We start from the raw sequence: 21,264 nt of genomic DNA on the forward strand, positions 1-21,264 counted from the left end.
CTTCTATCAAGATTGCTGTTGCCTAATTCACAGACATCTTAATCTAGCAAGGGTGGAATGCCTATTCACATTTCATTCGATAGCTTACAGCTCTTTAGAAGATTAGCAGAATTCTCGAAAAGTCAGTAATTCATGCATAGTTTCTTAATTAGGGACTATCGTTTTTTTGACATTGCGATAACATTATCTTAATTCAGGACTCACTTAATGGAAGTAAAATGAATAAATGGACAAATACAACTGGAAAGTGGGATTCCTTTCATGAGAATGTCTACGCGGAAAGGGCCTTCTAACAGCTTCAAGAAGTTAGGTTCGAATTCAACCCAATTCTCTGCCCTATCTCGCTTGGAATGTATAAACCGGCTAAGGAATATTAACGGCGTTTTAAGTGTAGATTGGAGCAATCGGCTGTCTGCCAACCGAAGCTGTCATGTCGTGCTTTTTCATTTTCGATTTCCAAAAGAAGCTTGCCCTAGCGATGAACAGCAATATATCCTTCACAACCTCGCCGAATCGCTCCATATTCAAATAAGTGAGCGATTTAACGACACAGATACGTTCCAGATCGAGACAGATAGTATTATCTCTGTCTTCTATGGAAGCACTCGCGAGAAAATTGCCTCGTTCATCAATACGTTGAAACCAATGCTGAAATGGGAGAAGACCCGCTGCCATATCACCATAGCCATCTGCACGCAGTCCGTTCGTTATAATGAGCTTGGCGCTGCCTATCAGCAAGTACTAGAGATGGCCAAGCAAGCGAACTTGACCGAGGAAACTCAAGTGATTGACAAGCTGAAGACAACTCCCCCACTTCTATTAAGTCCTAAGCACGAGCAGGCTCTTAGCTCCTTTTTGCAATCGGGCAACGCTGAAGGTGCTATGCAGATGGTGTCCCAATTGATTGACCAATTTGTCAAAAGCAGAGCTGCATTTCAAGCCTACCAACACCTCGCTAACCTTACGGCGGCCAAAGTGTGGGTTACTCTAGAACCGCTGCACTTGGAAGCCGAAGCAGCCGAGAAGGTCTACACCATTATCAAGCAATTGTATGAATGTGGAACTGTCCAGGACTATTTGGAAACGTTCACAAAGCTTTTCGAACAGGTCGCCGCCTTCATCAAAGATTCTCAAAAGCATCAGGATCCGATCGCGGCCCTTGTCATGGATATTTTACACACCCGTTACTCTCAAGATTTGTCGCTTGCCTATTTGTCCCAGTTGCTGACCATGTCCCCTGCTTATTTGTCCGTTTATATTAAAGAGAAGACCGGTGCGAACTTCAGCGACCATCTGAACGAGATTCGCATCCGCAAGGCAAAGGAGCTGCTCATCGTCACCGAGATGTCCATTCAAGACATCAGCCTGCAGGTCGGTTACGCTAACATAACGTCCTTCAACCGGATGTTTAAGAAGCAGATCGGAATGTCGCCTGGTGAATACCGCAAGCAGCAAATTTCTCAAATTCATAAGGTAAAATAAAAAATCTCTCAGGTGGTTTACCTGAGAGACTGCCCTCTAATTTTCCTTGCCGGCTGCAACAGCACCCATTTTACTTTTTTTAACTTTCTCACTTATTTCTTTGAATCCAACAAATCTCTTGTTGCTCTCATCCCAGAGGCGGAACCGAATGGCCTGCAGACTGGAGGCAATCGTGATCGTGGTCACTTTATGCAAAGCTGGCGTCTTATTATGAGCTTCTTCCAAGTAGTAGTTCGGTACTCTAGGACTCAGGTGATGAACATGGTGGAAGCCGATATTCCCCGACAGCCATTGCAGCAGCTTAGGCAGCTTGTAATAAGAGCTTCCTTCAACTGCCGCCTTCACATAGTCCCACTCTTCTTCGTTCTCGAAGTAGCTGTCTTCGAACTGATGCTGCACATAGAACAACCAGATACCAGCTGCTCCGGATACATAGAAGATCGGAATCTGAACCATCAGAAAGGCTTGCCAGCCAATAGCCCAACAGATCAGTCCTGCTACAGCCACAATACCCAAATTCGTCAAATACAAATTGATACGTTCTTTCGCTTTAGCATTTTTCCGATTGAAGCGATTTTCAATAAGAATCGAGTAGAACGGTCCAAGAACGAACAAAACAAAAGGATTCCTATACAATCTGTAACCGATACGTTTCCATACGGAAGAAGTTAAATACTCATCTACCGTAAGGATCCATATGTCGCCTATTCCTCTTTTATTAAGATTACTGCTTGTAGCATGATGAATCGAGTGCGCATGCTTCCACTGATAATAAGGAAAGAAAGTAAGAATGCCTGTAAACGTTCCGACTATTTCATTTAATCTCTTGCTCTTGAACATGGACTGGTGACAGCAATCATGGAAAATAATAAATGTCCGAACGACGAATCCTGATGCGACAACAGCAACAGCTAAAGTGAGCAAATAAGATACGGAGAGCGAGAGATAGGCAACATACCAGAGCACTACAAACGGCAAGATGGTATTCAAGATCTGTAGAATGCTGGTCTTGGGATTTGATTTTTCATAAGGAGCCATGTCTTTTTTAAGTTGACGTACGGAAGTTTGCATATTGTTCCCCTCTGTCCTTAAGGACATTCCATTTAATCTGGGTTAGATCAGTTCTTGATTCTTTTGACCTGAAAATAATATATGCTGAGCGGCCACCACAGAACGGCAAAGATCGGATAGATCGCCCAGATTGTATCCGGGGAAGAAACCACATTGACCGTAATAAAGAAGGCAATCATCAGTGAGCTGGCAGAGATGGAAAAGCTGTAATACTGCTTCTTACGGACATAATATAGAGCAAGCGGCCACCAGATCACAGCAAAAGCAGGATAGATTGCCCAAGGATAATCAGGTGACATCGCAGCATTCAAGATCGAATAGTACAAAATCACACTTATGCTCGAGATGATGCCGAATTGTAACGTCTTAGCCTTGGACCTGCTGTACATCGTAATTGGCCACCATATGACTGGAAATAAGGCATAGACGAACCACGGATAATCAGGTGATTCCATATAGTTAATCGTAAGCAGAAAGACAATGACCAGCAGGCTCCCTAGCAACGAATACAGCCTGTAATAACCCTTTCTTACAGAGGCCAGGCTGAGTGGCCAGAACAATAATACAAATGCCGGATAAATAAACCAAATTTCACTTGGACTTGTTAAGAAATTCACGAGCATAAAAAACAAGATACTCATCAAGCTGCCAACTGCGGCAAAACCAACTTGCTGCCTATCTATCATTAGGTCGACCTCCTCACCTTAAGCGCAACCAATTAAACACCATGGACAACGGCCACCAAAGAACAGCAAAAGTCGGGTACACGAACCAGATCACATCAGGGGTATAATAGAAATTGACGAATACAACAAGTGCAATAATCATAAGGCTGCCCCAGACTGAGAAGCCGAGATTCAATTTGGCATTGTTCCTTCTTGTAGGAAGCTTGTGTCCAAGCTGCTGCTTGATTTCTTCTATGTCACCAAATTCAACTATCGCTTTGTTGATTGCATCCTCTTCTTCCTTCCCCTGCTCCATCAAGTCGAATACTTTCTCCTGAAGATTAGCTACAATTTCCTGTTTGATAATCTTCTTTTTCTCGCTCTCCGGAATGCCCTTGAACAATTCGTCTACATGCTGCTTTATCGATTTCAATTCAATCCCTCCATGAACACGTCGATAATTTCCTTTATCTCTTGCCATTCTTTAACCGTTTCACGTAAGTAAGCCTTACCTAATGTTGTTATTCGATAATATTTCCTTTGTCCCCCATGAGAAACATCTCCGTAGTAGGACTCAATAAGTTCTTTGTTCTCCAGCCTTTGGAACACGGCATACAAAGTGGCCTCTTTAATCTGGAATCTGTCCTTCGTTCGCAGGCTGATCTCTTTAGAAATTTCATATCCGTACCGATCCTTCTCCAGAATCAGGCGTAGGATGATTGGATCCAAATGCCCGCGAATAATGTCGCTCCTAATAATACTGAGCCCTCCTTGCCTAACTATTCTATCTGATAGAGTAATACTAACCGAAAGTACTCTATGTGTCAAAGTAATCTTTATTTTTGGAAAATAACCTGTCCACATTAGGAAAAACCTCCTCAAAAGTAGGTTAATCCGTCATATCCACGATAAAAATGAACAAGCCAATAAATTAAGAAGTTCTTCATAAATTTTATGAACAGTTATTAAGAATTTCCAATTACAATGAGAATATGAATTGGCTAACACGCAAGGGGGAATGAAAAAGATGGAGCAGCGCGTAGTGCTGGTCGTTGACGACGATAAGGAAATACGTGACGCCATCGAGATTTATTTGAGACACGAAGGTATATCCGTTTTGAAGGCGGAGGATGGTTTGGAAGCACTGGAGACTTTGGAGTCGCACCAAGTACATCTCATCATAATGGATCTCATGATGCCTAGGCTTGATGGTATTACTGCCACCTTCAAAATCCGCGAGCATCGTAATCTTCCGATCCTCATCTTAAGTGCCAAGAGCCAGGACAGTGACAAAATACTTGGACTTCATATAGGGGCGGATGACTATGTGACCAAGCCGTTTAATCCGATGGAGCTTGTTGCAAGGGTGAAGTCCCAGCTAAGGAGATATGTCACTTTTGGCTCCTACGAAGGCATCAAGAAAATGATCGACCTGCGCGGTCTCTCACTAAACCTGGAGGGCAAAGAAGTAGCTGTGAATGGCGAAGCAGTCAAACTGACCCCTATCGAGTATAAGATCGTGGAGCTTTTGATGACGAACGCGGGACGAGTCCTCTCGATCCAGGAAATTTATGAACGTGTTTGGAAGGAGCCAGGCTACAACGCCGAAAATACGGTTGCCGTCCACATTCGCAAAATTCGTGAAAAGATTGAGATTGATCCGAAAAACCCAAGATATTTGAAAGTGGTGTGGGGCATTGGATACAAAATGGAAAAATAGCACACGTCTCTTCCTCTATGCGCTCTTGCTTGTGATTGGCCTGAGCGGACCGTTAACGTTATTGAATCAGGGAAGCCGTTACCTTCATCAAGATTACTACCACACATCAGAATTCAAGCAACAGCTTGATCAATTCGCCGCTTACTTGAACCTGTTTGAGCTCAATTCGCCCGCTGTGCAAGCAGCGAAAAACTCCATTACGGTGGAGATGGAAGACATTATCAATTATCGCAATGTGCTGGAGCCTCTTGCTGACCAAACGAATGCAATCCTAGACGAATACAAGCCACTTATTGCGAAAGCATCTGCAGATGGCAACAGCAATGTGGTTGCCTATTACATAGCCCAGAGACAAAGCAAGCTGGAAGAACTCTTGAAACTCTACAATGATGACGATTATGTCACTTCCCTTATCCGTAAGGAGAAGGAACAACGAATAGACACTTACTTCAGGTTAAGGGAGCCTTACCGCTTTAAGTACAATGAACTGGAAAATCAGTTTGACTATTACTTTTCAAGTCCTACCGCTAGTTCTGTTCATTCGAGCTTGAATGTCCCTGATCGACTTGCTCAAAAAGAATTGCACGGCAGCGGTTACGTCTATACAACGGACTATACGATCGATATAACGAATTCGATGCAGAAAAATATTGGAGCTCACGAACTGCTGGACGCTTCGATCAATCCTTATCAAGGCTGGATCGCGGTGCCAATGAACAGTCCTATTCAGGGGAATTCCATTAGATACACCTGGGAGCAGTTGATCCTGTTCGCCTATTGTCTCGCAGGCATTACGTTGCTCGTCCTATGCTTGAAGCGTTTCAAAGTCATCATGGCCATTCGGAGTGAGACAAGCCTATGGACGACCTCCTATAGTAAGCTGCCGCTTGATGCCAAAGCTTTATTTTTCGCCGGAACGTTTGTCTTGATCGTTAGCTTGCTGGTGAACTTGGCGGATCATTACCCTTCCATTCTCGAAGCACCTCTGTCATACCTCGGTAGGTTGCTTGTTGCACTCTCCATTGCGGCGATTGGCATGGCACTCTCCCTTCTTCAAGGACAGTTCCTTGTGAGCGAGTTGGGCAGCTGGAGCGATTTCAGGAGACAATGGTCCAAATCTTTATTAAATCGGGGCAACTTACGTGTAAAAGCCCGATTCAATCAAATCGTGAATTCGGTGAAGGACTCCTTTATTTATAAAAGTACTGGAATACGACTGCTCGTACTTGCCTTTATCTTGATCGGACTAGGATTTATTGGGGTATGGGGGGTGGTTATCTCCTTCTTTCATGAGCCCGGCTACAATGAGCTCTCCATCATCGCTCTATATATACCGATTCTTGCGGTTATTGGGATTATCGCAATCCTCATAACGGCAAGGCAATCCATGCATCTGAATCGAGTTGCCCTGGCAGCGGATGAGCTAGCAGCCGGCCGAATGCCCAATGAGCTTCCTCCATCAGGAAGTGGCGTACTTGCTTCGCTGGCTGCCAATATCAACGAGTTAAGACGTGGGGTCAAACTACTTCAGAATGAACAAGCCAAAAGTGAGAGGCTGAAGACGGAGCTCATTACGAACGTCAGTCATGATCTTCGTACTCCCCTTACGTCAATAATCACTTATGCGGGACTTCTGAAATCTGAGGAAGCAACTTTTGAGGAAAGAGCCGCTTACGTCGAAATCATCGACCAGAAATCCAAGCGTTTAAAGGTAATGATTGACGATTTGTTTGAAGTGTCGACCATGGCAAGCGGTAATGCCAAGCTGCTCCTGGAGCAAACAGATCTCGTCCAGCTTATGCAGCAGGCGCTTGCGGAGCATAAAGAGGATATGGACAGCTCCAATATTCAATTCCGTATCTCATTGCCCGAGGAGCCCATATACGTAATTGCGGATGGTCAGAAGCTGTGGCGCGCGTTCGATAACCTGATTGGGAACATGATGAAGTATTCGCTCGTTCAGACACGAGCCTATATCACGATGCAGTTATCCGAACAGCAGCAAGAAATTACGATTACGTTCAAGAATGTATCGAAGTATGAAATCAGCGATAATGCTGAAGAATTATTCGAGCGCTTCAAACGCGGGGATACGTCACGTCATACGGAAGGATCAGGCCTCGGACTCGCGATTGCCAAGTCGATTATTGATCTGCATGAGGGGCGTCTGACGCTGGAGACCGATGGGGATTTGTTTAAGGCGGCGGTTGTTCTGAGGGTTGGGGATTCCTTAACAGAGGACCTATAAACGCTCACTCACCAAGGATTTCTGGTTCGCAAAGCCACAATGATGACATCTCACGCAGATGTTTAATTAAAAAAGAAACCTAACGTAAAAGCCGTTAGGTTTCTTTGCATCTACGAATCGGTGTCCCCCGCATAGTGGAAGCTCAGCTCACGGAGAACAGGCTCCCCGTCGCAAGCCGTCACTTCCACGATCACTCCGGCCACTTTGACCGCTGGGATGCGGATAATCGCTTTATGGCCGATGTTTCGACCCTCGTAGACGGCTATCGGCGTATGGGTCTTCGCCGATAGCACCGACACGGTGAAGGAGAGCACGCACTCGCCGTCCGTCAAATTCTCTTGGATGATAATGTGATCAATGATATGCGGCATCGAAGCTTTGTATCGCCATTGCCGCCCTTCCTGCCGACATGCCTCAAGCGACGCGATTGGCCCACCGAAGCGGCGACGGATTTCGTCTCCAAACGCCGTTAAATGCGTCGTATCCTTGGCAGGCAGCAAGCCTTCGCGGTTTGGTCCGATGTTGAGCAGCAGATTCGTGCCACGGCCAATGGACAGGTAATAGAGGCCCATCAGCTCGTCCACACTCTTAACCATGTGTTCGTCATTGTCACTGTAGAACCAGGTGCTGCCGTTCTGCCGCATCTGCACGTCGCATTCCGCAGGCAGCCATAACCGTTTGCCGAATTGTTCCTTCTTCTCCGTGTAGATCGAGAAGTCGGCAGATTCAACCGTGTTCCAGCACGGAATTGGCGCAATGCCGTCCTCGTTGCCGATCCAGCGGAAATCCGGATCGCCCATGTTGAAGATTAGAATACTCGGCTGCAGCCGGCGAATCGTTCCGATAATCCGAGGCCAATCGTATTCGTGATTCTCGGAGCCGCAGCCGTCGAACCACAGGATATCGATGTCGCCGTAATCACTAAGCAGCTCAGTAATTTGATTGACGAAATAATCGTCATACGCCTGCGCATCCTGCGAATAGAAATCGGCCGAGCCATCGTAAGGCGAGTAATACAAACCCACCTTCACACCGTACTTACGGCAAGCGTCAACGTATTCGCGCACGACGTCGCCTTTGCCATCTTTCCACGGCGACGCTTCGACCGTGAACCGGCTGTAGTTGGACGGCCAGTTGGAGAAGCCATCATGATGCTTCGCTGTCAGGACCGCGTATTCCATTCCGGCTTCCTTGGCTGTCCGAATCCACTGCTCGCAGTCGAGCTGTACCGGATTGAAATCGGCAGGCGTCATCTTCCGCTCGTCGAAATCAGCATAGCCTTCATAGAACGTCCGCAAGCCGAAATGCAAGAACAAACCAAACTCCCAATCCTGATAAGCCAACTGTTTGGCCGTTGGCACGATGCGCGATTCTTCCGCCTTATCTGTCTGCATGCTCAAATCCGCCTTCCCCATTAACGAATTTTCTTAGGCTTCCTGCCACAGCTGACGAAGATTGTCCATTGCGATCCGTGAAGCCATCTTGCACTCTTCCATGCCTTCGAATTCGACCGTGACGTTGCCATCATACCCGGAGCCTTTAATCAGCTTCACGATGCGGCGCAGCGGAATCTCACCATGCCCAACGATCGCCCCGCGCAAATAGTTGCCGTTGCTTGTGCGGAACCAGTCACCGCCGCCGGGAGACTCGTCGAACGAACGGAAGTAGAAATCTTTGAAATGCACCAGAGATGCATACGGCAAGTTCTTCATAACGCCGATGACCGGATTCTCATCCACGCACATGAAATTGCCAACGTCGAGCGTCGTCTTGAAATTCGGACGGTCTACCGCCTGCAGCACCCGTTGCACCCGGTCGCTCGCCTGAACGCTGAAGCCGTGATTCTCGATCGTTGTCGTAATGCCGAATTGCGCTGCATAATCGGCGATAATCCGGCTGCCTTTGATGATAAGCGGCAGGCTCTCTTCGAACCAGGCGATCGTCGTCTGCTCCTTCTCGATCGAGAACGCCGTCACGTCGTGGCGCATATGCTTTATGCCGAGCCGGTGAACGAGATCAACATGAGCTTTGACGCGGTCCATCTCCGCTTCGAAAGAAGGTTCATCCGGCTGCACGAAATTCGCCGGCATAGAATAATTCGACAGCTCGATGCCGACCGCCTTCGCCTTCTCTCGCACCGCGTCTGCCAATTCCGGGTTATCGACGAGCGTGAAGCCGTACGGCACGATTTCCATATGCTCCCCGCCGTTCTCCTTAATCCAATCTATTGCGTCCAGAACCGTCATTTCGCCGGAATTGAGCGCTCCAAGCAAGCTGTACGTACTTAATCCGATTTTCATCGCGGTTACCGCCTCTCCCATGATTAAAATATATTAGAACAAATGAATCGATTTGATCTCAAACGGATTGAATATCAGCTCCACTGTACCATTCGGCCCGACGCTGCAGGTTTCCATGACATCTTCCAGCAAATTAACAACGTTAGCACGTTTCGTGCCCGGCGGCAGCTCGAACACGATCCGATCGCGACTGCCGGTCGATTCGTAGAACCGAAGCACAATGCCCTCGCCGCTTTCCGCAGGCTTCACCGTGTCGAGCACAACCGTACGGCTTTCAAGTTGCAGCAGCGTATTCGTCGACGGCAGCCGGACTTTGCCCGCGCCGTTCCCGCTTCCTGCAGGCAAATGAAGCAAGGCTGCCGGATGATTCAGCTCAGCTGCTCTACGCACGACTTCGGCGCTGCGCCAATCCTGCTCATGCGGATAGAGCGCATACGTAAATTCATGCTCGCCTTGATCTGCCGTGTTATCCGGCCATTTCGGAGCACGTAACAAGGAAAGGCGAAGAACGCTATTCTTAACGTCATAGCCGTACTTGCTGTCGTTCAGCAAGCTGACCCCGTAACCACCTTCCGAAATGTCCGCCCATCGATGCCCGCACACTTCGTACTGCGCTTGCTCCCAGCTCGTATTGCGATGCGTTGGACGTTCCAAGGCACCAAACGGAATTTCGTACGCCGCTTTGGTAGACAGGATGTCCATAGGGAACGCTACCTTCAGCAATTTGTGGTTTTCCCGCCATAACACGCGAGTTTTGAAATCGACGCGCTTCTGATTCGGATAGAGAATCAGATCCTGCGTGATAAGTGACAGTCCAAGCTTCCACTCGAACCGGATAATATCGGCTGTGTCGCCGGACAAGATAAGCCGTTTCCCAATAAGCTCAGCCTGTCCAGCTGGCTGCTGCTCGTACTTCGGATCGATGTCCCACGCATCCCAATACGTTGGCTTGTCATGAAAGAACTGCATCTCGTTCGCCTTGGCGCCCGGCCGTAGCAGTTCGCGCTGCGCCGCTTTGTCCCACCAGCGCACGATCTCGCCGCGTTCGTTGAATTCCAGCCGGTAATGCACAGTTTCCCATTCACTCAAATCGGTCTCGTTCAGGCTAGCGCTCCGCTGCTGATCTTCTTTGCCAGCCGCTTGCCGTAGCCAGATCGTCTTGTAGCCAAACGCTGGAATCGCCTGAACCGTCACCATCAACCCGCCTTGTTGATCTCCTCCTGCCGCTTCGTCCGACAGCCAATCGCATGGCAGACGGAAGCCCGCTTCATCATAGGCGCAGGTACCTGCAAGCTCCGCTCCGCCTGCGATGAGAATCGTGTCTTCGCGCTCCCAGCCAAGGCTGTTGAACACCATGTACGGCTTTCCTTCGCCCACCGCGTCTACCGCTCCCGCTAGCGCAAGCAGCGCTTGGTCCAGCTCCTTGCCGCCAAGCGCGAAGATTTCCTCGTACTCCGCGGCCGAGGTCTCGTACGTCTCCGTAATCGCCGTGCCCGGGATGATGTCGTGGAACTGATTAAGCAGCATAAGCTTCCAGCCCCGGTTCATCGCTTCGGCATCCATGTCCGCGCCGGTGTAAGCGCGAGCCAGCGTGCCCCAAATTTCTGCTTCGCGGTAGAGTGCTTCCGCTTTGCGGTTGCTTCGCTTGTTCCGGCCGTGCGTCGTCAGCGTACCGCGGTGCAGCTCCAGATACAAGTCACCATGCCATTCCGGCAGCGTCTCTGCCACATGGCCGACCTGTTCGAAGAATGCGCCAGCCGTGCTGAAGCTGCCCGCAGGCAGACCCGGCATTAGCCTACTTCGCTGCACGAGCTCAATCATGTCGCGCGTCACGCCGCCCCCGCCGTCGCCATGTCCGTAAAGAAGCATCAGCTCATTGAGCTTGTCCTTCTGTCTGTAAGCGTTCCAGCTCTCTGCCACGTTCTTCGGCCTCGTATTCTCATTAAGCGCATGGCTTAGGTAAGAAACAATCGATGTTCCGTCGATACCGACCCAGCGGAATAATTCATGCGGGAACTTGTTCGTATCGTTCCAATTCAGCTTGGTCGTCATGAAATAATCAACGCCGGCAAGCTTCAGAATCTGCGGAAGCGAAGCGCAATAGCCGAACGTATCGGGCAGCCATTCGATCTCCGATCCTTTGCCGAATTCGTCACGGTAAAATTGTTGACCATGGAGGATTTGGCGGACGAGCGATTCGCCGCTTGGAATGTTCAAATCCGGTTCCACCCACATGCCTCCAACGAGCTCCCATCGTCCTTCGGCGACTGCCTTCTTGATTTTGGCATACAGCGCGGGATCATGCTCTTTCACAAAGGCATACAGAAGCGGCTGGCTTTGGGAGTAGACAAAATCCGGGTACTCCTCCATCAGCGATGTCATCGTGGAGAACGTACGGCTTATTTTACGGACCGTCTCCCTAACTGGCCATAGCCAAGCGATGTCGATATGAGACTGCCCGACCATATGCATCTTGCCCTGTGTCGGAAGTATCGGGAACATGGTAGTAATCCGGTCAGCCAAACGTCGTTCAATGGCCGACAGAAGCTCCTGATTACGCCACTCTTCTTCACGCAAGTCGCCGCAGGCTTGCATCGTTTCATACAGTGCATCGAGCTGACGCCCGCGGTCGCTGCTTTGCTCTGGAAGCAGAATCATCGTCTCATAAACGGCCTGTACCGTATAAAACAAGCTTTGCACCGCCTTGTTGAACCGGACGAGCTTTACTTCAAACTTCGTGACCGGCGGGTTGACCGGCGCCTGATTGTTAAGTGGATCGACTGGCTCTGGAATTGGATCAAACAGCTCAAATTCCAGCAGCGGCGTTAGGCCCACTCCTTCCAAATACAACGGAACGACGTTATGATTACGGTCGATACCTTGATAGGACGCCCCATTGACGCGAAGCAAACCCTCGCCGCCGCCACTGATTCTCAAACCAGCCGTTCCGAGCTCCCATTCCTGCGGGATGGTAATCTGCTTGGTCAGAAAATAGGTAATCCCATATTGCCCATCGAGCAGCATGTCCGTCTGTTGACTTTCCTCGCCGCCGGGGAGGGTCTCGTATTCGCCCGGAAGACCATAACGGGTTTTCTTAACTTTCCAGTCCTGAAGCGGATGCGACTCCGCCCACCGGCGCTCCGATAAATGACGAATGAATCGATTGATACGATGCATGTGTGTTACCCCTTCCCAGCACAGTCAAAGCTGTACACTTCCCTGTTTCAGCATGGCTGCCTACCGTCACCTTGAATACACCTGGCTCCACGATAGGCTTAAGCCTCGTATCCAGCATTAGCAGCTGCTCCCTGCCGACTGTAAATTGCACAGCCTTCGTCTCGCCTGGCGCGAGCGACACGCGCTCGAAGCCCTTCAATTCCTTAACCGGTCTCGTCACCGAGCTGACAACGTCAGTGATATATAATTGCACGACCTCGGTCCCTGCGGCTTCACCGGTATTTGTTACATGAACGGTGACGGTTGCTTCACCATCCGGCATAATGGCTGCCGGCGATACTTCTGGCTCACTGTAAGCAAACGTCGTGTAGCTAAGTCCGTACCCGAACGGATAGAGAGGCTTCGTATCCATTTCCAAATACCGTTTGGAACGGCTTCGCTTGGCGTTATAGTACACCGGCAGCTGGCCGACATCCTTCGGCACGGACAAGGTCAGCCTGCCCGAAGGATTGACGTCGCCGAATAGAATCTCGGCAAGCGCCGTTCCCCCTTCCTGTCCCGGATACCAAGCTTCGATAATGGCATGGGCTTGCTCCTCAAGCCAAGGTTCAGCGATCGGACGACCGTTAATATAAACAACGATCATCCGCTTGCCGAGCTTATGAATAGCCTGAGCCAGCTCCAGCTGAACGCCCATCAGATGAAGGCTAGCACGGTCGATCCCTTCCCCACACTCCATGTCGCTCCATGACAGACCCGATACAACGGATGCACCTGTACGCAAATCAATCGTACCATCACCGAAATCTCTGGCGCTGGAACCACCGAGTGCCAGCACGACGACGTCCGCCTGCTCGGCGCAGGACAGCGCGGTAGCGAACCCTTCACGGGAATCACCTTGAATCCGGCAGCCCGGTGCATAGAGCACGCGATCCGGAGCCTCCTCGCCGAGCGCCGCCTTGATTCCGTCCAGCAGCGTTACGATACGCTCTCTTGGCTGCGGCGACGTATAGTCACCGAGCTGGTTGTAGATATGGTCGGCGTTCGGGCCGATGATCGCGATTTTGCCGGCATGAGTTTTAGACAATGGAAGTGTCTTGTCCTCGTTCTTCAAGAGGATGATGCCTTGGCGGGCAATCTCACGCGCAAGCTCCACATGTTCCAGGCAGCCGATAACGCGTGCAGCCGCTTCCGGATTGACATAAGGGCGTTCGAATAGACCAAGCTTAAACTTAGCTTGCAGAATCCGGTGTACCGCGAGATCCAGATCAGCTTCGGTGACAAGGTCGTTCTGCAATGCATGATGCAAATGCCCCGCGAACATAGCGCCTGACATTTCCATATCGATGCCCGCCTTCACAGAGATCGCCGAAGCTTCTTCACCGCCTTCGGCTACATCATGGCCCGAAGCCAGCATATTGACGGCGCCACAGTCAGTAATGACGAAGCCCTCGAAACCCCAATGTTGACGCAGCACACCGTTCAGCAGTTCTTCATTCGACGTGCAAGGAATGCCGTCAATCTCGTTGTAGGCCGGCATGATGGACATCGCTCCCGCCTCGACTCCCTTACGGAAAGGTAACAAATCGACTTCGTGCAGCTCGCGTTTTCCCATATGAACAGGACCAGCGTTTCGTCCCCCTTCAGAATGGCCGTAGCCGACAAAGTGCTTCAGCGTCGCAATTAAGCTGCCCTCCCCATCAAGACGCTCGCCCTGCAAGCCCTGCACGGCGGCAACCGCCATCTCACCGGTCATGAACGGATCTTCACCGAAGCACTCCTCGGTTCTTCCCCAGCGCGGATCGCGTACAACGTCCAGCACGGGCGAATAGGTGGCAGCTCCGCCCTGACTGCGGGTTTCCAGCGCCACGGCTCGGCACATCTTGCGGTACAGATCCACGTTCCAGGTACTGCCAATGAGCAGCGGAACCGGAAACACCGTCGCACCAATCGCCATATGGCCGTGCGAGCATTCTTCGCCGAACAGAATAGGGATACCAAGCCGGGAATGCTCGATTGCATATCGCTGAATGTCATTGACAGCGCGGGCGCCTTCCTCCGGTGACAGTCCGTTCTCGAGCGTCACTTCTGTCCAAGGATCCGCACGCAGCGTGCCATATAAGGAACCAATTCCTCCCTCCTTGATCCGTGCTTGAAATTCGGCATCAAGCTCAATCGTGCCGCCTGACCGCTTATGATACATTTTCCAACCGAATGGCTGGGTCATCTGTCCGATCTTCTCTTTCGCCGTCATGCGCGCAAGCAGATCGTCCGCCCGTTCGGCTGGCGGGAGCGCAGCGTCTTTGTAACGCATCAATCGGTACACTTCCTCTCCGAAGACAAGCAGAGTGAAGTATACCCGAAGGTATACTCCCCTCTGCTGTTATTTTTGTCTTAATTTTTCTCAATCGCTAATTGATAAATCTTGATGTACTGCGGCAGGTTTAAACCATCAAACCCTTTCAAATAGGAATCCCAATCCTTATCGAGGTTCTTATCGCCGATAATGAATTGCGCCATATTGGACTGTACATAGTCTTTAATGGATGTTGCCAGCTGCGCCATTGTATCCGTATCCTCAGGACGGACGAATGCGCTGGATGGGTAAGATTCTTTTGGTGCATATGGAGCATACGTGCTTGTTGCGTCTGCAAGACGCTTCTCGTAGCCTGCGCCAGTGAGCGGATCTTGCGCAGTCGCAAACAGGTCACGGAAGCTCTTCGACAGATCCTTTGGTCCAAGCAGCGACCAGCTGTCATTACGAACGACGTTAGGGTCAGCCTTCGCCAGGTTGGCAAAGCTATATTTCGCAGACTGGCCTTCGATGTTCTTCTCATCCGCCTTCGCTTTATTCCAGCCAATGCCTTCTTTCAGACCGTATTCGCTGTACAATGCACCTTCTTCGGTAAAGGCGTAATCGGCGATTTTGATCGCTGCGATTTGCTGCTCTTCGCTAGCTTTGTTCGTAATGGCCATTGCGAATTCGCCAAAGCCCTGCGACATACCTGCAAGCTGAACACCTTCCGGTCCTTTCAGTGGCGGAACAATGACCCAATGCTTGGCCCGTGGTTTCGTGTCGTCATACGTATCGACCAGATAGCTGAGCAGCGCCGTCGTGATGGAGCCTACGACCTCGTCGCCTTCGCGATTGCCGAGCTGGCCGACCGCTTGATCGTTCTGCGTGAAGGATGCCTTGTCGATCAAGCCTTCGCTGTACAGCTTGTGCATGTACGCCAGGCCTTCCTTCCATTCCGGCTTGTTCGCGGCAAAATCAACTTTGCCGTCCGCAACGGTTAAGTACTTGTCATTATCGTTATAAATGAATGAATTCATCAGGAACGAGTCGATGTTGCCGTTCCATACGTATTTGTTCGGTGCGCCAGTCAGCGGAATTTCATCCGCTTTGCCGTTGCCGTTTGGATCTTGCGTCTTGAACGCTTTCAGCACGGTGTAGAGCTCGTCTGTTGTAGTCGGAACTTTGAGGCCGACCTTGTCAAGCCATTCTTGGTTGATCCAATATTTCTGCGAGAATGTGCAGTGGTAGCATTCGTTGAAGCGCGGAATACCGTAAATGTTGCCGTCCGGCGCCGTCATCGCTTCTTTCAAATACGGCTTCTCGTCCATCATTTTTTTCAGATTCGGCGCGTATTTGTCGATCAGATCGTTCAGCGGCACGAGTACGCCTTGCTTGCCGTACGTCATGAGATCCGAGTTCGTGAATTTGCCTTCCAGGAATACTTCCGGATAGTCGCCGCTCGCAAGCAGCAGCTGTCTGCGGTCCACCAGCGCATCCGTTGGCGCAAGATCCCACTTAATGTTAACATTGAATTTCTGTTCGATATATTTGGTATAGTCGTTATCTTCGAGCGGCGCCTTCCCTTGCGGAGCGAAGAATCCGATATTGATCGTCTTGGCCGGCTTGTCCGCTGCGTTCGTGCCGGAAGCTTCAGTATTCGCGCTATTCGACCCGTTATTGTTTTCTTGACCTCCACATGCGGAGAGCACAAAACTGCTGATGATCATGACAAGCATAAGCGATACCCAAATGGACTTTTTCATAGCATTGATTCCTCCTTGGAATGTATAAGTTCTCTTGTGCCACCCAAACGTCAGCTTGGACGACTCCCCCTGCCATGTCCCGTTAATGCGCTAAATCGCCTGCCGCCTCACCTCCACCTAGAATTCACGAGATCAACCTCCATAATAAATCAGCCTTTCAGGGAACCGATCATGACGCCTTTCACGAAATGCTTTTGCACAAACGGGTACATAATGAGCACAGGTACGCAAGCTACGACGATCAGCGCGTATTTCAGCACTTGCTCGAAGCCTTGATCCCGCAGCTTCTGAGCCGTATTCGCTAACATCTCCGGATCGGCTGAGTTCAGAATCAACATATTTCGAAGAACATATTGCAGCGGGAACAGATGCTCGGATCTCAAGTAAATGAGGGCATCGAAGTAAGCATTCCAATGTCCTACCGCGTACATCAATGTCATAACCGCGAGAATGGGCTTCGACAGCGGAAGCACAATGCTCCATAGATATCGCGTATCCCGGCAGCCGTCCATTTGCGCAGCCTCTTGCAATTCAGTCGGAATCGACGACATGAAGAAGGTTCTGGCGATAATGACCTGGAAGACCGAGAATGCGCTTGGAAGCCACAACGCCCAGCGTGTATCAAGCAGATGCAAATTTTTCACCAACAAATAGGTTGGAATAAGTCCACCGCTGAAGAACATCGTGATCATCATCAGAATCATGATGTACTTGCGGCCTGCCATCATACGCTGCGACAGCGGGAAGGCCATCAATACGGTAAACGCGACGTTGATGAAAGTACCAACAACCGTGTAAACGATACTATTATAGTAGCCGAGCATCAACTGCGAACTTTGGAAAATCGACTTATAAGCTTTGAGCGAGAACTCTACCGGATACAGCCATACTTGCCCAGATACCACAGCATTAGGAGAGCTGAGGGACGAGCTTAGAATATAAAGCAGCGGGTAAAGCACCGTCAGCGTAAGTACGCCGAGGAGAACATAAATCGTGACGAGCAAGACGCGGTCGCCGAACGGTTCCCGGATTTTTGATTTGGTCAACATAGACGGCCGCCTTTCTACCACAGACTATTTTCTGAAACTCTACGAGCAATTGCATTAACGCTGACAAGAAGCACCAAATTGATAATGGAATTGAACAATCCCACCGCAGAAGAGAAGCTGAAGTTGGCGCCGAGGAGACCAACCTTATAGACATAGGTAGAAATAACCTCTGACGTGCTCACGTTGAGCGAATTTTGCATCAAGTAGATTTTCTCAAAGCCGACCCCCATCACGCTGCCCAAACTCAGGATCAGCATGGTAATGGCAATTGGAAGCAAGGAAGGTAAATCGATATGGAGAATTTTCTTAATTCGGGACGCACCGTCCATGCGCGCCGCTTCGTAGAGCGAAGGATCGACGCCGGCTAAAGCAGCGATATAGATAATAGAAGCGTAACCCATTTCTTGCCACACACCAGACCACACGTAAATCGATTTGAACAATTTCGGCTCGCCCATGAAGTTCGTGTCCGACCAGCCGAAGAACGTGAACAACCGATCCACTACGCCAACATGTGGCGAAAGCATCAAGATAATAATCGACACCATAACGACGGTCGAAATGAAATGGGGGGCATACGTGATCATCTGTACGGATTTCTTGAAGAAGCCCGTCCGGATTTCGTTCAACGCCAGCGCCAGGAAAATCGGAATCGGGAAGCCCGCCAGCAAGGAATACAGGCTGATCAGCAATGTATTCTTAATTAACAGCGGGAAGTTCGGCGATTGGAACAGGTCGGTAAAATGTTTAAAGCCTACCCACGGGCTGCCCAAGATGCCTTTGATGATATTGAAATCTTTGAAGGCGATAATTACCCCGAACATCGGAATATACTGAAATATGATTAGATACAGCACCGGCAGAAGGACAAGGAGATACAGCTCCCAACTTCGCTTCATTCTCAACCATGTTGTTTGAACCATCCGCATTACTCCTTCTATCAGAATCAGTTTATGATCCGAAGCGATGGACCGCATTATGTTTCCTGCCAAGCCCCGCTCGGTTCGATAGCCTGATTCTAGCCCGCCGCCTCAAGAAGCGGCAATTCGTAAGATTCTGCGAGCATGCAATTTTCGTCGGAGCGCTGTCCTGGCGTATAGTGGGCGGTGAAAAATGCGGGCTCCACATTTTTCTACATTGCATAATTTTCGCTGGTCCAGTTGGGCAACAAACAAAAAAACCTTGAGTCTGCCGACAATTTCGGCAGACTCAAGGTTTAATTCATTTACCGTACCGCCTGCTGTTTGCGATAATCGCTTGGTGACATGCCTGCTACGTTCTTAAATGCCCGATTAAAGGAATTATAATTAAAATAACCGACTTCCCCGCTGATTTCCTGGAGTGACTGATCCGTCGACAGCAGTAGCAGCTTCGCTTTGTCCATCCGCAGCCCAATTAGGAAATCGACGAAGTTGCAGCCGGATTCCTCCTTAAACAGCTTACTGATGTTCTTCGCGCTGATGGCGAACTTATCGCTCAAATGATCGAGCGACAGCTCCGGATTTGGATAATTATCTTCAATGTACGACCGGATATCCCCGATTACGGCCCGCGTGCGCTGCGAATCTTTCAAGACCGTCAGCTTCGCGGCCGCCGCCTCGAAGATGAGCGTGCAGCCCTGCTTCAATTCGTCCAACGTCTCCCAATCGGCCAGCAGCTCCAGCAATTCCGTGCTAGTATCTTTCCACACATTGCGATAATCTTTGGGCAGCTCCAGAAACATCCGTTTCAGCTGCTGGTGGAGAAACTGCATAAAGCTCTCGATTTCCTTACGCGATGAGACAGCATCCGTCATCTGGCTGAACAGCTCGTCCATCGGCTTCCGCCATCCACCTTCGGCAAGCCGAATCGCCTGCGCCAGCGCTTGAATGGTGCCGAAAAAATCATGGGAGCGACTTTCCAGCTCCGCTGCGTCAAGCAGCCGCCCCATCCCGAGCACGGCTTTGTAATGCAGCAGGTCACGCGCGATTTCGTGCGATCGTCTTATTTCCTCGAGATTGCACGCCATGCCGTTCACGCCGATCGTGACGGAGAAGCTCAAATTGCCGCGCACCCACTCCACGATCTGCTCCCCGATCAACATGCTTAACGCCGCGCCCTCCGAATCGTCAGGCACCCAAACAATTGCAGACATCCTGCGATCCGCAATCCATTCCACCCACACTGAAGCGCCGCTCATCGTGGCGATTTCCTGCGTAACGCTGGAGATAACGAATTTGAGCATCGATTGATCCTGGTGCTGGTAGCGCTTGATAAACTGTGCATAACGGTCGATTTCCAGCTCCAGCATGAAGGCCAAAGTGCCCGCTGGCTGGATGTGAAAAGCGAGCAGATCCGTCTGCCACTCCGTCTCGCGAATCGGGACAGCCCCCTCGACCACCTCTTGGAACCTGTGTTTCTTCTGCAAAATAATCGTTTCCTTGTTCTTCTGCCGCGTCTTTGTCGTTTCCTCCATCAGCTGCTCCAGCGCACCTTGGATGAAGCCAAACTCGTTGCTGCTGGGCAAACCCATGTCGGTATCAGGCTTAATCAACGCACTCGTCCGGATTAATGATACGAGCTGGCTGATCGGCTTGTAATTGCGGCGCGTAATATGTACGACCCAAATGACGCCAAGCAGTACGACGGCAAACGCGATAATGACCCAAACGCTGTAAAAGTCTAGCGCAATCTCGGACAGCGTGTCGCTTGCCAGACCGCTTTCAGCTTTCCAGCCAGTATACGTGGAGACGTAATTGGCCAGAATACCTCGTTTGTTAGGCAGCTTGTCGCCATCGTTCATCAGTATGCCGCCCTGGCTGTCGTTGAACTGAACGAATGTCACATTCGGATTGTACATCGGCGCAATCGTCTGCTTCAGCTTCGCCAAGCTGACGTTGACGACGACGAACCCTTGCTTCACCGTCGAAAACTGTGGGTACCCCTGTACGTACGTGATGACATCAGATGGCACCGACGTTGTGTATGGCTTGAAGCTCCTTTTTCCCGACCATTCGCCAAGCGCCATGCGCTGCTCAATATAGGGCTGAATGAATGATTGATCCAGAAACTTCGACTGCTGCGCCGATCCGTCGCCTAGGATAAACTGATCATTCAAGCGAATCAAATAGGCCGAGTCGATAATAGTGTAATTCAGCTTCCAGTCGTCCATCAGCTTATTTGCCTGGATACTGCCGTATACATCGTTGCTGTTCGTCCCAAAGAACCGCTTCAGTTCGCTGGATGACAGCGTAGCGCGCAAAATTTGATAATCGAGCGCCTTCAGGGAATTGTCCGTAATCCTTATGGCTTGCTCCGCCAAGAACTCATTGGCTTTAACCGCTTGCTTACGATTCTGCTCGCTCAGCGATTGGAAGAACACGACGAACAGGATCGTGACGACCACAACGAACACGGGAAGATACGATAGAAGTAATTTACGAAACCAGCTGCTATTCATGTTATCCCTCCCCTCGCCCGCCATTTGTCGGAGCTACCTGTGATGATAGCTTTA

The 21,264-nt window shown here is 50.1% G+C and carries 15 protein-coding genes; 3 read left to right on the plus strand and 12 right to left on the minus strand.

Features of this window, described 5'->3' with window-relative positions; genetic code table 11:
- The first annotated feature begins 261 nt into the window (after nucleotides 1–261).
- Nucleotides 262–1,482, plus strand: coding sequence for a helix-turn-helix domain-containing protein (locus tag AC0YNT_RS14370; protein ID WP_475805215.1), 1,221 nt, complete (start codon nucleotides 262–264; stop codon nucleotides 1,480–1,482).
- Nucleotides 1,483–1,518: 36 nt separating this feature from the next.
- Here AC0YNT_RS14370 and desA read toward each other — a convergent pair whose 3' ends face one another.
- From desA to AC0YNT_RS14390, 4 genes are read right to left on the minus strand one after another with little or no spacing between them, the layout of a single operon-like run.
- Nucleotides 1,519–2,553, minus strand: coding sequence for a Delta(5) desaturase DesA (gene desA / locus AC0YNT_RS14375; RefSeq protein ID WP_475805216.1), 1,035 nt, complete (start codon nucleotides 2,551–2,553; stop codon nucleotides 1,519–1,521).
- 47 nt (nucleotides 2,554–2,600) lie between these two features.
- Nucleotides 2,601–3,239 carry a hypothetical protein gene (locus AC0YNT_RS14380; RefSeq protein WP_475805217.1) on the minus strand — a complete coding sequence of 213 codons (639 nt, stop codon included), beginning with the start codon at nucleotides 3,237–3,239 and terminating at the stop codon, nucleotides 2,601–2,603.
- A gap of 13 nt (nucleotides 3,240–3,252) precedes the next feature.
- A complete protein-coding gene (locus tag AC0YNT_RS14385; protein WP_167279726.1) occupies nucleotides 3,253–3,651 on the minus strand; it encodes a permease prefix domain 1-containing protein in 399 nt (132 codons plus the stop codon).
- Nucleotides 3,648–3,977 (minus strand): PadR family transcriptional regulator, encoded by a 330-nt coding sequence (locus AC0YNT_RS14390; protein WP_475805322.1) that lies wholly within the window; start codon nucleotides 3,975–3,977, stop codon nucleotides 3,648–3,650. Before AC0YNT_RS14390 ends, AC0YNT_RS14385 begins: the two co-directional genes overlap by 4 nt.
- 268 nt (nucleotides 3,978–4,245) lie before the next feature.
- On the opposite strand from AC0YNT_RS14390, the gene AC0YNT_RS14395 reads away from it, so the two are divergent.
- Nucleotides 4,246–4,938: a response regulator transcription factor gene (locus AC0YNT_RS14395; RefSeq protein WP_475805218.1), complete on the plus strand. Its 693-nt coding sequence runs from the start codon at nucleotides 4,246–4,248 to the stop codon at nucleotides 4,936–4,938.
- Nucleotides 4,916–7,186 (plus strand): sensor histidine kinase, encoded by a 2,271-nt coding sequence (locus AC0YNT_RS14400; protein ID WP_475805219.1) that lies wholly within the window; start codon nucleotides 4,916–4,918, stop codon nucleotides 7,184–7,186. The genes AC0YNT_RS14395 and AC0YNT_RS14400 overlap by 23 nt, the downstream gene beginning before the upstream one ends.
- Before the next feature lie 110 nt (nucleotides 7,187–7,296).
- On the opposite strand, the gene AC0YNT_RS14405 is transcribed toward AC0YNT_RS14400, so the two are convergent.
- From AC0YNT_RS14405 to AC0YNT_RS14440, 8 genes are all read right to left on the minus strand, one after another.
- Nucleotides 7,297–8,580, minus strand: coding sequence for an alpha-L-fucosidase (locus AC0YNT_RS14405; protein WP_475805220.1), 1,284 nt, complete (start codon nucleotides 8,578–8,580; stop codon nucleotides 7,297–7,299).
- Between the two features lie 33 nt (nucleotides 8,581–8,613).
- Nucleotides 8,614–9,486, minus strand: coding sequence for a sugar phosphate isomerase/epimerase family protein (locus AC0YNT_RS14410; RefSeq protein WP_475805221.1), 873 nt, complete (start codon nucleotides 9,484–9,486; stop codon nucleotides 8,614–8,616).
- A 33-nt stretch (nucleotides 9,487–9,519) separates the two neighbouring features.
- Nucleotides 9,520–12,663, minus strand: a complete 3,144-nt coding sequence (locus AC0YNT_RS14415; protein ID WP_475805222.1) for an alpha-mannosidase — start codon at nucleotides 12,661–12,663, stop codon at nucleotides 9,520–9,522.
- Nucleotides 12,581–14,977, minus strand: coding sequence for a glycoside hydrolase family 3 N-terminal domain-containing protein (locus AC0YNT_RS14420; RefSeq protein ID WP_475805323.1), 2,397 nt, complete (start codon nucleotides 14,975–14,977; stop codon nucleotides 12,581–12,583). Before AC0YNT_RS14420 ends, AC0YNT_RS14415 begins: the two co-directional genes overlap by 83 nt.
- A gap of 80 nt (nucleotides 14,978–15,057) precedes the next feature.
- Nucleotides 15,058–16,722: a type 2 periplasmic-binding domain-containing protein gene (locus AC0YNT_RS14425; RefSeq protein ID WP_475805223.1), complete on the minus strand. Its 1,665-nt coding sequence runs from the start codon at nucleotides 16,720–16,722 to the stop codon at nucleotides 15,058–15,060.
- A gap of 149 nt (nucleotides 16,723–16,871) precedes the next feature.
- Nucleotides 16,872–17,771: a carbohydrate ABC transporter permease gene (locus tag AC0YNT_RS14430; protein ID WP_475805224.1), complete on the minus strand. Its 900-nt coding sequence runs from the start codon at nucleotides 17,769–17,771 to the stop codon at nucleotides 16,872–16,874.
- A 14-nt stretch (nucleotides 17,772–17,785) separates the two neighbouring features.
- Nucleotides 17,786–18,694, minus strand: coding sequence for an ABC transporter permease (locus AC0YNT_RS14435; RefSeq protein WP_243865413.1), 909 nt, complete (start codon nucleotides 18,692–18,694; stop codon nucleotides 17,786–17,788).
- A gap of 302 nt (nucleotides 18,695–18,996) precedes the next feature.
- Nucleotides 18,997–21,210 (minus strand): helix-turn-helix domain-containing protein, encoded by a 2,214-nt coding sequence (locus AC0YNT_RS14440; RefSeq protein WP_475805225.1) that lies wholly within the window; start codon nucleotides 21,208–21,210, stop codon nucleotides 18,997–18,999.
- Between the last annotated feature and the right edge of the window lie 54 nt (nucleotides 21,211–21,264).

The sequence above is a fragment of the Paenibacillus sp. J22R56 genome (assembly GCF_056269375.1).

Coding starts and splice junctions, on each gene's coding strand:
- AC0YNT_RS14370 (WP_475805215.1), top strand. CDS start 262: ATGAGAATGTCTACGCGGAAAGGGCCTTCTAACAGCTTCAAGAAGTTA.
- desA (WP_475805216.1), bottom strand. CDS start 2,553: ATGCAAACTTCCGTACGTCAACTTAAAAAAGACATGGCTCCTTATGAA.
- AC0YNT_RS14380 (WP_475805217.1), bottom strand. CDS start 3,239: ATGATAGATAGGCAGCAAGTTGGTTTTGCCGCAGTTGGCAGCTTGATG.
- AC0YNT_RS14395 (WP_475805218.1), top strand. CDS start 4,246: ATGGAGCAGCGCGTAGTGCTGGTCGTTGACGACGATAAGGAAATACGT.
- AC0YNT_RS14405 (WP_475805220.1), bottom strand. CDS start 8,580: ATGCAGACAGATAAGGCGGAAGAATCGCGCATCGTGCCAACGGCCAAA.
- AC0YNT_RS14410 (WP_475805221.1), bottom strand. CDS start 9,486: ATGAAAATCGGATTAAGTACGTACAGCTTGCTTGGAGCGCTCAATTCC.
- AC0YNT_RS14415 (WP_475805222.1), bottom strand. CDS start 12,663: ATGCATCGTATCAATCGATTCATTCGTCATTTATCGGAGCGCCGGTGG.
- AC0YNT_RS14420 (WP_475805323.1), bottom strand. CDS start 14,977: ATGCGTTACAAAGACGCTGCGCTCCCGCCAGCCGAACGGGCGGACGAT.
- AC0YNT_RS14425 (WP_475805223.1), bottom strand. CDS start 16,722: ATGAAAAAGTCCATTTGGGTATCGCTTATGCTTGTCATGATCATCAGC.
- AC0YNT_RS14430 (WP_475805224.1), bottom strand. CDS start 17,771: ATGTTGACCAAATCAAAAATCCGGGAACCGTTCGGCGACCGCGTCTTG.
- AC0YNT_RS14435 (WP_243865413.1), bottom strand. CDS start 18,694: ATGGTTCAAACAACATGGTTGAGAATGAAGCGAAGTTGGGAGCTGTAT.
- AC0YNT_RS14440 (WP_475805225.1), bottom strand. CDS start 21,210: ATGAATAGCAGCTGGTTTCGTAAATTACTTCTATCGTATCTTCCCGTG.